This is a genomic window from Maribacter sp. 2-571 (assembly GCF_050589625.1).
Classification (GTDB): domain Bacteria; phylum Bacteroidota; class Bacteroidia; order Flavobacteriales; family Flavobacteriaceae; genus Pelagihabitans.
Window position 1 is genome coordinate 1 of record NZ_JBNGOP010000029.1, and the last position, 12,186, is coordinate 12,186.

The following is a 12,186-nucleotide window of genomic DNA, read 5'->3' on the forward strand; positions in this document are numbered from 1 at the left end:
GCCGTAACTTGTATATTTTTAAGGTCTTTACAAAGATTACTATTACATTAACCGGACACTATTGAGTACAAAGTAATAAGTACTTGGCGGATGACTTTGAATTTGAGTTTGAGTTTGAGCTTGACACTTGAACTTGACACTTGCACTTTTTCAGTCTTTTCTCCTTGTTCTTTCAGCGTAGCGGTCTTTTTTCAATGGACAATTAGCAATGAACAATTATCAGTTCGCAGTGGCAGTTGCTAGTCTGCAGTATTTAGTGGTGCGTAAAAAAGTAAAAAGTGATGAGTACTTGGTGGATGACTTTGAACTTGAGCTTGAACTTGACACTTGCACTTTTTCAGTCTTTTCTCCTTGTTCTTTGAGCGTAGCGGTCTTTTTTCAATGGACCATGAACAATTATCAGTTCGCAGCGGCAGTTGCTAGTCTGCAGTAATTAGTGGTGCTTAAAAAAGTAAAAGGTAATGAGTAAAAAGTAATGAGTACTTGGCGGATGACTTTGACTTTGAATTTGAGTTTGAGTTTGACACTTGAACTTGACACTTGAACTTGAAACTTGACACCTGCACTTTCCTCAGTCTTTGGGCAACGTGGTTTACAAAGCGTCTTAAGCGAAAATCGAAATCCTAGGTTACTTGATTACCCGATACGTTAAATTGATCCGTTCCCTGATGGGTTTTGCCGTTTTAGGTATTTGATGGAGCCAATGGTGCTGTGTTGGTCCTTGCATCAGCAAAAGGCTGCCGTGCTCTAGGAGTATTTTGTGTTTTAGGAGTTTGTCCTTTCGATGTTTTAAATGGAAATAACGTTCTTGTCCCAACGTTATGGAAGCGATTACGGGATTGTTTCCCAATTCCTTTTCATTGTCGGCGTGCCATCCGTTACTATCTTTTCCGTCACGGTATAGATTGGCAAGGCAACTGGTAAAACATGCCGTAGTTTTTTCCTCGATTCGTTTTTTTATTTCTAATAATTCCTTTGAAAACGGATGGGGCCGCATTACAATGTTCGAATACCGATATGGTTTGTCGTTGTTTCCAAAAAGAGCGGTCAAACGCGGTTGCGGATACACCTTTCCAAAAACCTTGATGTCATCTTGTTGCCAAGGTACGTTTTCTTTCAAGGTCGTAAAGTATGTAGAAGCCTTTTCCGAACTTAAAAAGTTGGGGTAATACATAATATCGCTATCGGGCAGCTCTAGCGCAAAACCGTCTGAAAAAAGGGAGGCCATTAGCTTAAGACGGTTTTTAACTGATTTCGGTATTCCGATGCGGTATGCCCGGTAAACGCCTTGAACGATTTGTTAAAATGCGAAAAGTTATTGAATCCGCTCTCAAAACAGACATCGGTAATGCTCATGGGTTGTTCCGCCAGAAGTTTGGAAGCATGTACCAATCGATATTCGTTTACAAATTGTACAAAGGTTTTGTTGGTAATCTTTTTAAAATAACGGCAGAAAGATGGAATGGTCATGCTGACCATGTCCGCAATTACCTCCAATGGAAGCTCCTCCCGAAAGTTGTTCTTTACATAATTGAACACGGTATTGATGCGTTCGTTGTCCTTTACTTCGGCGGTAATGGAATATCCTTCGGCATTCAATACCTTATAATCCTTAGCGTTTCCGAGTTCGTTCAAAATGTTCAGGATGGCGAGCAAGCGTTGAAAATCGGTCTGGTGCTGTAACAGTTCCATTTTTTCCCCGATCTGTCGCTTGATATCCCCATGAAAGGCGATACCGGATTTGCTCAAATCAAAAAGGGCCTTTATTTTTTTCATTTCGGGAATCGTAAAAAAATCCGTACCCAAAAAATCGGCTTTCATTTGTACTACGGTCTCACTTTTGTTTCCGGTCAATTTATCCGTAAGCCCACAATGTGGCAGATTACTACCGATCAAGATGAGGTCGCCGTCCGTATAGTATGAAACGTGGCTCCCTATTTGTCTTTTTCCAGAACCACCATTAACATATACCAGTTCTATCTCTGGATGGTAATGCCAACGGACATTTGTATTGGACCGGTCCTCGTCAAACTTTTGGTACGTAAAGGAGTGTCCAAAATCTGGAGCGATCGCCTCAAAAGCAGGTTTGTGTTGAATCATATCATCCATTGTTATAGGATAAAGTTAGCAACGTCCAAAATCAATTAAGATTACAAAATTACCTCAAATATATGCAATATTATCCCTTAACATTTTGCTAATGTATTACCGAGGTAAAATAGCACATAAACTGGAAAAATCTGAAGTGGTATGTTGTATCGGTTCGGCATAAGTTTGTATTGTAATTTATTGTTAACCGGTGTTTTAGACAACGCCATAAAAACAACGTTATGAGAAATACATTTAAAACCATTGCACTGCTCGCCGTATTGTTTACTACCGTTATGGTATCGGCGAAAGATTTGAACATTACGGCCGACAGTACCGAACAAAGTTTGGTATTTGAGATGGAGGCGGCAAAGCAATCGACCACGATCCGCATTATGGATAGCCGTCTACAGGAAATATATGGTGATGTTATCGCTGCCGGGACACCTTACTTTAAAAAGTTCGATGTCTCCAATTTGATTTCCGGTAACTATACAGTGTCCATAGAAGATAGCTTGAAGCGCATTAATTATTCGGTGACCATAGATGGTGATACCTTGGAAATTTCAAAACCCAAACGCACCAATAAGCCGGTATTCCGTAAAAAAGGAGATCGTATTTATGTAAATCTATTGAATCTTGATTTGGAAGATATCGCCATTGCGGTGTATGATAGTGAGGGGAGAAGACTATTTTCGGAGACGAACAATGCGGATCAAATTGTTCAGAAGGCCTTTAATTTTGAGGATGCCAAGAACGATAGTTACACCGTTATGGTTAGGGATGCATCCCACACCTATTATGAAGAGATCGTGGTAAAGTAGTTAGTTAGTTTAAGTTGATTTGAACAACCCCTTGTATATAATGCTGCAAGGGGTTTTTTTATGGTTCATCGAATAGGGAGCCGATTTCGGTGCCTTCTCCCGCACTTGGCGCACTATCAGCGGACCACGAGATGGTATTGATCGACCTTAGGATACATACGAATAGGCCCAGTACATTAATGCGAATTGTAGCGGTATCCGAAGTAGTAACGCCCATTTTGGCAGTTCCATGGAAGCTCTTTTATCGTAAAGCATATGAAAGTGGACCGGAAGAAAAAAGGTAAGCATGGCCATGATTCCAAAAAGTGCCCAGTTTTGGCTTTCTTCAAAAAAGAGACCGATTCCCAACGCAATTTCCACAACCCCGCTAAAATTTACCAAAAACTGATGTCCCGGTAAATAAGCGGGTAAAATACGCATGTACATTTTTGGCATTAAAAAATGGAGTATTCCGGCCGTGATATAAACAAGGGCCATGAGATACAGATGCCAGGGGTACGTAAAGAAATCCATCTATTTGGTCTGGGCTATCCAATCGTTGATCTGACTTTCGAGCAATGCCAGTGGCATGGACCCATTTTGGAGCACTTGGTTGTGAAACTCGGTAATTTTAAAGGCATCGCCCATTTCTTTTTCGGCTTTGGCCCGAAGTTCCCTTATTTTCAACTGTCCTATTTTGTAGGACAAGGCCTGTCCCGGATTAGCCATATAACGTTCGATTTCCGATGTGATGCCCGCTTCGGATTCCGCTTCGTTATCCAAGGAGTAGTGAATGGCCCGTTCTCTGGTCCATCCTTTGGCGTGCATTCCGGTATCGACCACTAGCCGAATGGCCCGATGCATTTCGGCGCCCAGCATCCCAAAATATTGATAAGGATCTTCATATAGCCCCAATTCTTTGCCAAGCGATTCCGTATACAATGCCCATCCTTCGCCATATGCGCTGTACCAAAGCGTTTTTCGGAACTTGGGCAAACTTTCATTTTCTTGTGCCAGTGAAATTTGAAAATGATGACCGGGGATCGCCTCGTGCAAAAAGAGGTCTTCATCGGAATACATATTGTATTTTGTAACATCGGGAATGGGTACATAAAAAATGCCCGGTCGGGTACCGTCAACACTTCCTGGATTGTATTCGGCGCTGGCGGAAGCTTCTCGAAACGCTTCCGTTCGTCGCACTTCAAAGGCTGTTTTTGGTTGCAGATCAAAAAGTTTGTCCACCTGCGGCTTCATTTTTTGATGGATGGCATTAAAATTAGCGATAACCTGCTGAGGGTCGGTAAAGGGCATCAACTCCTTTTTAGTGCGCACATAATCAAAAAAGGCCTTTAAGTTCCCCTGAAAACCGACCTGTTCTTTCACCTTTTCCATTTCGGCCGAGATACGGGCTACTTCGCTCAAACCCAATTCATGTATTTGCGAGGCGGTCATATCGGTAGTAGTGTACAATTTTATCTGATGTGCATAATAGGCATCCCCATTGGGAATACCTTGAATGCCGCTACTCTCTCGACCGGCCTCCATATAATCCGTTTTCATAAAGTCTACCAGGTCTTTGTACGCGGGAATCAGGGTTTCCGTAATCATTTTTCCGTAGGCTTCGGTCAAACGGGTTTTATCGGCCTCCGAAAACGTTTCGGGAAGGGTATTGATCGGGGTATAGAACAAATGGGTTTCCAAGGGGGTATCGGCTACACTTGCCAATTGCGGAATTACTTTTTTGATCAATGACCTGGGCAGTACGTCTTCGACGGCCATACCTTGCTGCATTCGTTTTTTTGCCGCGTATAGCCATTCGGTATAATCTTCCAAGCGTTTCAGCCAGTTGTCATAATCTGCTACGGTTTCGAAGGGTTGCGCGCTAGATCCACCCGCCAATTGCCCCACCATGAGGTTCATGGACCACATTTGATCGATAGGGGTATATTCCTTAAAAGCGAGGCCTTCCAAGTTGATGTCGCATTCCCAGCGCATGATGGCCTTGCTCAGTCGTTCGTTTTCTGTTAGGGTACTATCGGGATACTGGGCAATTTTCGATTTGTAGTCGGAATAAAAGGCGCTTAGCCGTTCCTCGAACTGGTCCGTAAGAAAATTGGGTAAGGTATCATTATAACGGGTATCGCCTTGAAAGGTGGCGTTCAAAGGGTTCAATCGCAAGCTTTCTTCATGGTACGATTCAAAAACACTGGCAATGGGCAAAACCTCCGCTTTTGGGGTTTTATGCTCATTTTTACAGGCAACAAATGCCAAAAGAACAAAACCAAAGACGATTATTTTTTTCATGATGTACGGTTTAAACGGTTGTGGTATGCGGACGCGAATATACTTTTGAGTGCTAAGGCCCAAGGTGTTTCTTCACAAAAATTTTTTAAATCGTTCTTTTTTGTATTCGGGAACAGCGGGGTTGTCCAAGGCCAATTGGATCATCTCGGATCGTTTCTGTTTTGCATAGAGCAATTCAAAAAAGTTTTTAATGGTAAAGGTGTTTTCGGATCGTTGCACCAAAACCACCGCATCCCCTTTTTTTACGGCACCTTCTTCCAATACCCGCACATAGGTGCCCGGATGGGCATGCTGGATAAAGCTTTTGAGGATGTGCTGATCGTTAAACCGAACGCCTAACTTGTAACAGGGCTCCCTCGGCTGAGAAACCTGTACCAGGGCCTCCCCGATGCGGTATACGTCACCTACCCGTATTTTGGCCTCATCAAGGTCGGTTACGGTCAAATTTTCACCGAACATTCCCCAATCCCATGCTAATGTCGGGTACTGTTCCTTCCAATAGGGATAATAATCCGCGGAGAACAGGTAACAGGCCTTGTTGTCCCCACCGTGGTGCACGCGATCGATTATGGTGTCTTTTTTTACATCGGTCCGCGTCAGTTGGAGGGGTTCTTCAACGGGATATTTGAAAATACCCGTTTGTTCCTCGGCCCCGTTCCACGTAAAGGTGGTCGGTTGCCCTATATTGGTAGAAGTGATTTTCATCTGTTTATATTTATTGTTTTTTTTTAATCGTCAGATGTAATTCGCCAATAATCATTTCGGTTGGTATCAAGAATTGTTATGGCTCATTTCATAGGTTAAAGATAGCGAACATCGTGTTTTCTTATTGAACTCGTCTTGAGTTTTTGTTTGGAACCGAGAATGACGGCTTTTGTGTCATAAGGAAGCCATTTTTCGATTGCATAGCTCCCGAGGGTTCGGGACTACGAAAGCTAAAAATATCGAAATTATGGCGCAAAATGCGACCCCGAAGCGTCGGGGGTAGGTAAAAGAAAAACTCAAGACGAGTTCATTCCGTTTTCCCGTATTTTTTTCCCATTTTTATAATGCCCATATATCCTTTTGGCAACGGTAAAGAAGCACTTGTTTTTCTATCTTTGTACGACACATTACATCTGGTTTTTGGAAAACATCAAAAAGAAAATATGCTCCTATGTTCCGGTCGCTGAGGACGACCTGAATTTTTTGTTACAGTTTTATAAAAAAATGGAAATCAGAAAAGGGCATTTTTTGGTAAAGCCAGAAGAGCGGATCGCACACTTTTACTATATGGAAAAAGGCTGCGTGTGTTACTATAAAAAAGACGAAACGCGGACCAAAGTGATGGAATTTTTTACCGAAGGCTCTTTTTTTACCGACTTATACGCCTATATAGAAGAAATACCTTCGGGCGCTTACTTGGAGGCCACCGAAGACAGTTTGGTGTACGCCATATCAAAAACGGATGTCCTAAAGGCGTTTGATCGTTCCCACGGACTAGAACGTTTTGGTCGCCTGTCCATGCAGGACGGTTTTATGCGTCTTTTTAGAAGAAATAATCAACTGAAGAACCTTTCCCATCAAGAACGCTACCTAAGGCTGCTCCAGAAACGTCCCCATCTGTTCCAGCGCGTTCCCCAGTACCTGATCGCTTCCTACCTCGGACTGACCCCGGTGGGGCTTTCGAAAATTCGTAAGCGGGTGGTGGAACAATAAGATTGGTATACATCATCGGTTTTTTTAAACGATTTACTTCTCCCGATACCTTCCCCTTCGATAGGTCCTGTTTTGATGATGGTATTAGCCTTCCCAATTTGGTGTAAGCGTCCTTTCCTATAATATGACCGATGACCATAGGGGTCTGGTCCATGATATAACAATAGCTACGGTTGTTTTTTATTTTGAAGTGTAAGCGCAGAAGGGCAATTTTCAGTGGGTAATTTTAAGGTAGAAATGGTATTGTTTAGGAGCCACCACAAACAATTCTGCATTTATTAAACCAGTTTAACAGGAATTTCTCAAAATATCAACTAATTTTCATTATAATTTGTAAATACCTCAAAAATGGCAAAGGAATATTTAGATATGGATACCCTAAAGTATCTGTTATACGATGTACATGGTTTAAAGGATATGTTGGCCTATGAACGGTTTCAAGATCATGACGAGGAATCGCTGGGGATGTTCATCGACTCGGTAAAGGAATTTTCCGATCGGGAGCTGTTTCCCTATTTCAAGGAAATGGACGAACAACCTGCCCATCATAAGGACGGTACCGTAATCGTGCACAAGCAGGTAGATGTAATGATGAAAAAAGGCGGGGAAATGGGGTTGATCGCAGCACCTTTTGATTACGCCCATGGTGGCCTGCAACTACCGGGAATGGCCTATACCACCGCCGCCTATATTTTGGATGCCGCCAACAACCACCTACCGGGCTACGCCGGCCTTACCCTAGGGGCGGCGGAACTTATCGTTCATTTTGGGGATGAACACCTAAACGATACCTATGTACCAAAAATGTTATCGGGAGAATGGGGCGGTACCATGTGCCTTACGGAACCTCAGGCCGGTAGCTCGTTATCCGATATCACGACCAAGGCCATACCCAATGGAGATGGTGGATATCGCATAGAGGGCCAGAAAATCTTTATTTCCGGAGGGGATACCCAATACGCGGAGAATATCGTCCATTTGGTTTTGGCGCGAATCGAAGGGGCCCCAGCGGGAACCAAGGGAATTTCGCTATTTGTAGTGCCGAAACATCGGCCCGGTACTGATGGGAATTTAACGTACAACGATGTAACGACCGTGGCCGATTTTCAAAAAATGGGACAACGTGGGTATTGCACCACACATCTCGGATTTGGGGACAAAGGCGATTGTCATGGTTGGTTGGTCGGTGAACCCCATAAGGGACTTAAATACATGTTCTTGATGATGAACGGCGCGCGTATTGCCGTCGGGCGCGGTGCTGCAGCTATTGCCATGGCCGCTTACCAAGCCTCCTTAGAGTATGCCAACGAACGCCCACAGGGGCGAAAATTGACCAGTACGGGAAAAAAGAATCCGGATGAAAATCAGACCCTGATTATAGAACACCCCGATGTTCGGCGGATGTTATTGCTACAGAAAGCCATTGCCGAGGCCTCCCTGAGTTTGGTGGTTTTGGCGTCCCGCTATCAAGATATCAAACAGGCGACCGCCGATGAGGAGGAGCGAAAAAAATACCATTTACTGTTGGAAATCATTATTCCTATAGTAAAAACGTATCCTTCCGAAGCCGGCGCGGTGGCCGTCAATAACGGACTTCAAGTACTGGGCGGCTACGGCTTCTGTTCGGACTTTATCTTACAGCAGTACTATCGCGATATCAGAATTTCGGCAATATACGAGGGCACTACGGGAATTCAATCGCAAGATCTTTTGGGACGAAAAATACCGATGGATAATGGAAAGGCATTGGAACTTTTGGCCGCGGAAATGATGGAGACCATCGGCAACGCTGCCGCATATGAGGATTTAAAGAAACAGGCAGGAGTATTGGGGTCAAAATTAAAACAGGCCAAGGAAATACTGGCATTTTTGATGCCCTATGCCCAAAAGGGCGATTACGAACGTTATTTGGCGGATGCCAATCTATTCATGGAATATTTGAGTATCGTTACCATTGGCTGGCTATGGCTGGACATGGCCACCAAAGCAAAGCAAAGTCTGCTAAAGGGAGAGACCAAATTTTCAGAGGCATTTTATGAAAGTAAGATTCACACGATGAAATTTTATTTCAAATACGAAGTCCCCAAAACCAATGGCCTTGCAGAATCGTTGATGGATGACGAAGTACTCACGGTAAAAACCGGTAAAAAAGTATTTGTCTGATACTTTCTTTACAAGGGGTTTTAACAAACAACACGAACAAATGACAAACATCCAAAAGCAGTTCGACCTTACCGATAAGGTCGCAATCATTACGGGCTCCAGTAAAGGAATAGGAAAGGCGATCGCTAGGGGCTTGGCCGAGAATGGCGCTACGGTGGTCATCAGTAGCCGGGATCAAAACGCCTGTGATGCAGTGGTGTCGGAATTTGAAGAGGCAGGTTTAAAGGCTATCGGAATTGCCTGTCATATCGGAAAAGAGGAGGCCCGCAAGCATTTGGTGACCGAAACGGTCTCAAAACTGGGCGGTATCGATATTTTGGTAAACAACGCTGCCATTAATCCCGTTTTTGGTCCTTTGGAAGATGCGGCGGAGGATATTTTCGATAAAATAATGCATGTAAACGTGAAGGCACCATGGATGCTTTCCAATCAAGTGCTTCCCAGCATGCAATCCCGTGGTGGGGGCAGTATCATCAATATCGCTTCTGTGGAAGCGTTGAGTCCCGGAATGGGATTGGGGCTTTACAGCACCAGTAAGGCGGCGCTGCTGATGTTGACCAAAAATCAGGCAAAAGAATGGGGCAAGCATGGCATTCGAGCCAATGCACTCTGCCCCGGACTGATAAAGACCAAGTTTAGCGCCGCATTGTGGCAAAACGAAAAAATATTGGGTAAAATACAGAAAACGCTTCCATCCGGCCGCATGGGCATGCCCGAGGAAATGGAAGGTATCGTTTGCCTGTTGGCCTCGGAAGCGGGGGCCTATATGACCGGAGGGGTGTATACGGCGGATGGTGGATATATTATAGCAGGATAATACGATACGCTATGGACTTTGAATATTCAAAACGATCAAAAGAATTACAACAGCGCTTAAGTCTGTTCATGGAACAACATATTTTTCCGGTGGAACAAGAGGTGTACGCCTTCCACGCAAATCCCGACAATCGATGGAAAAAATGGCCCGGTCTGGAAAACTTAAAGGAAAAAGCGCGGGAGGCAGGCTTATGGAACCTCTTTCTCCCAAAAGACTACGGAAGCTTGAGCGCGGGATTGACAAATTTGGAATACGCGCCTTTGGCAGCCCTAATGGGACGGGTCATTTGGGCGTCAGAGGTATTTAACTGCAGTGCCCCGGATACCGGTAATATGGAAGTGTTGGCCAAATATGGAGACGACGCCCAACAACAAAAATGGCTTTTGCCTTTAATGAACGGAGAAATTCGCTCCGCTTTTTTAATGACGGAACCTGAAGTGGCCTCCTCTGATGCCACCAATATCGAAACCTCCATTCGTTTGGAAGGCGACAGCTATGTCATCAACGGTAGAAAATGGTGGTCATCGGGCGGAATGGATCCCAATTGTAAGATTGCGATTGTCATGGGAAAGACCGATTTTGACGCGCCCCGCCATCAACAACAAAGCATGATCTTGGTACCCATGGATACCCCGGGGGTAAACATCATACGACCGCTTTCGGTTTTCGGTTTTTACGACTCTCCCGAAGGACATGCCGAAATTGTATTGGATAACGTTCGTGTACCCAAAGGGAACTTGTTGCTGGGCGAGGGCAGGGGTTTCGAAATAGCGCAGGGGCGTTTGGGCCCCGGACGCATACACCATTGCATGCGGCTTACCGGAATGGCCCAACGTGCTCTGGAAATGATGGCCCTTCGTGTTTCCGAACGGGTAGCGTTTGGAAGGAAGTTTAAGGATTTTAGCAGCATCAGGCAAGAAATTGCGTTATCGCAATGTGAGGTGGAGCAAGCCAGGTTGTTGACCCTTTCCGCGGCCGACAAAATGGACAAAAAAGGAAATAAGGAAGCCAAGGAGTTGATCGCCATGATAAAGATCATCGCTCCAAAAATGGCACTTCAGGTTATTGATCGCGCCATACAAATTCACGGTGGTAAGGGAGTAGGCCCCGATACGCCACTTGCCCATTACTTTGCAGCGGCCCGAATGTTGCGGCTTGCCGATGGTCCGGATGAGGTACACCTATACCAGCTGGGAAAAATGATTATCGCGAAACACAGTTCGAAAACGGACGAAAACGAATAAAATGCAAAAGCAAGGGGCACAAAACGTTAGAAAGGGCGAGGAACTCGATGCATCCGCCTTAAAGGCATTCTTAAAGGAAAAAGGGTTGATCAAGGAAATCGATAGCCCGATACACATTACACAATTTACGCATGGGTATTCCAATCTTACCTATTTGTTGGCCATAGAAGAAAAGGAATACGTATTACGGCGCCCGCCCTTCGGCGCCATAAAACGGGGGCATGACATGGGGCGCGAATTTAAAGTACAAAATGCCGTTCGACCCGTTTTTTCAAAAGTGCCGGAAATGTATGCTTTTACCGATAATGAAGCGGTTATCGGGTCGCCGTTCTACCTTATGGAAAAAGTCGACGGAATCATTTTAAACTTCCAAGAGGCAAAAAAAAGGAACATCTCCGAACCGGAATATGATACCATTGCCAATGCCTGGTTGGATACCATGGTGGAACTCCATCAAGTCGATTATAAAGCTGTAGGGCTCGGAGATCTTGGCAAACCGGATGGATATGTTTCCCGACAGGTGACCAATTGGGGAAAACAATATGTCAAAGCTGCCACGGATGATGTACCTGCCGCAACCCAAGTAATGCGCTGGATGGAAGAACGGCAACCGAAAACATATGAGCACCGGTTGATACATAACGATTACAAGTATGATAACATCGTATTCAAGAACAGCACCTGGCAAGAAGTAAATGCGGTACTGGATTGGGAAATGGCCACCCTTGGCGACCCTTTAATGGACCTTGGTACTTCCTTGGGGTATTGGACCATGCACAACGATCATGATTTTGTAAAGCAGGGCATTCCTTCGCCAACGGTGTTCAAGGGAAACCCCGGTAGAAGGGAAATTGTAGAACGCTATGCCCAAAAAAGTGGGAGAACGGTAGACCATATCGTTTTTTATTATGTGTATGGCCTTTTTAAGATAGCGGTCATCGCACAACAAATTTATTACCGATACAAACATGGGTATACGACCGATCCTCGTTTTGCAGGGCTCAACAAAGCCGCGGAGTTGTGCTGCAATATTGCCTTAAAGGCGATCCAAACCAATAAAATCGAATAA

General features: G+C 44.6%; 12 protein-coding genes. 7 read left to right on the forward strand and 5 right to left on the reverse strand.

What is annotated here, in order from left to right; translation table 11 throughout:
* The first annotated feature begins 208 nt into the window (after positions 1-208).
* Positions 209-433: a hypothetical protein gene (locus ACRD7P_RS17265; protein WP_430908926.1), complete on the forward strand. Its 225-nt coding sequence runs from the start codon at positions 209-211 to the stop codon at positions 431-433.
* 195 nt (positions 434-628) lie between these two features.
* Here ACRD7P_RS17265 and ACRD7P_RS17270 read toward each other — a convergent pair whose 3' ends face one another.
* On the reverse strand, positions 629-1,228 hold the full coding sequence (locus tag ACRD7P_RS17270) for an alpha-ketoglutarate-dependent dioxygenase AlkB family protein (protein WP_430908927.1): 600 nt from the start codon (positions 1,226-1,228) through the stop codon (positions 629-631).
* A complete protein-coding gene (locus ACRD7P_RS17275) occupies positions 1,228-2,100 on the reverse strand; it encodes an AraC family transcriptional regulator (RefSeq protein ID WP_430908928.1) in 873 nt (290 codons plus the stop codon). Before ACRD7P_RS17275 ends, ACRD7P_RS17270 begins: the two co-directional genes overlap by 1 nt.
* A 230-nt stretch (positions 2,101-2,330) precedes the next feature.
* On the opposite strand from ACRD7P_RS17275, the gene ACRD7P_RS17280 reads away from it, so the two are divergent.
* Positions 2,331-2,912, forward strand: coding sequence for a hypothetical protein (locus tag ACRD7P_RS17280; protein ID WP_430908929.1), 582 nt, complete (start codon positions 2,331-2,333; stop codon positions 2,910-2,912).
* 147 nt (positions 2,913-3,059) lie between these two features.
* Here ACRD7P_RS17280 and ACRD7P_RS17285 read toward each other — a convergent pair whose 3' ends face one another.
* The 3 genes from ACRD7P_RS17285 to ACRD7P_RS17295 all read right to left on the reverse strand — a co-directional run bounded on the left by ACRD7P_RS17285 (position 3,060) and on the right by ACRD7P_RS17295 (position 5,900).
* Positions 3,060-3,425 carry a DoxX family protein gene (locus ACRD7P_RS17285; RefSeq protein ID WP_430908931.1) on the reverse strand — a complete coding sequence of 122 codons (366 nt, stop codon included), beginning with the start codon at positions 3,423-3,425 and terminating at the stop codon, positions 3,060-3,062.
* Entirely contained in the window at positions 3,426-5,195 is a 1,770-nt protein-coding gene (locus ACRD7P_RS17290; protein ID WP_430908932.1) for a DUF885 domain-containing protein, read from the reverse strand. It abuts the gene before it with no gap.
* Between the two features lie 72 nt (positions 5,196-5,267).
* Complete coding sequence (locus ACRD7P_RS17295; protein ID WP_430908933.1) at positions 5,268-5,900, reverse strand: MOSC domain-containing protein; 633 nt, start codon at positions 5,898-5,900, stop codon at positions 5,268-5,270.
* Between the two features lie 420 nt (positions 5,901-6,320).
* Here ACRD7P_RS17295 and ACRD7P_RS17300 point away from each other — a divergent pair, with 420 nt between their 5' ends.
* From ACRD7P_RS17300 to ACRD7P_RS17320, 5 genes are all read left to right on the forward strand, one after another.
* Positions 6,321-6,893 (forward strand): Crp/Fnr family transcriptional regulator, encoded by a 573-nt coding sequence (locus ACRD7P_RS17300; RefSeq protein WP_430908934.1) that lies wholly within the window; start codon positions 6,321-6,323, stop codon positions 6,891-6,893.
* Between the two features lie 348 nt (positions 6,894-7,241).
* Positions 7,242-9,056, forward strand: coding sequence for an acyl-CoA dehydrogenase (locus ACRD7P_RS17305; RefSeq protein ID WP_430908935.1), 1,815 nt, complete (start codon positions 7,242-7,244; stop codon positions 9,054-9,056).
* Between the two features lie 40 nt (positions 9,057-9,096).
* Positions 9,097-9,873, forward strand: a complete 777-nt coding sequence (locus ACRD7P_RS17310; protein WP_430908936.1) for an SDR family NAD(P)-dependent oxidoreductase — start codon at positions 9,097-9,099, stop codon at positions 9,871-9,873.
* An 11-nt stretch (positions 9,874-9,884) separates the two neighbouring features.
* Positions 9,885-11,117: an acyl-CoA dehydrogenase family protein gene (locus ACRD7P_RS17315; RefSeq protein ID WP_430908937.1), complete on the forward strand. Its 1,233-nt coding sequence runs from the start codon at positions 9,885-9,887 to the stop codon at positions 11,115-11,117.
* A gap of 1 nt (position 11,118) precedes the next feature.
* Positions 11,119-12,186: a phosphotransferase family protein gene (locus ACRD7P_RS17320; RefSeq protein ID WP_430908938.1), complete on the forward strand. Its 1,068-nt coding sequence runs from the start codon at positions 11,119-11,121 to the stop codon at positions 12,184-12,186.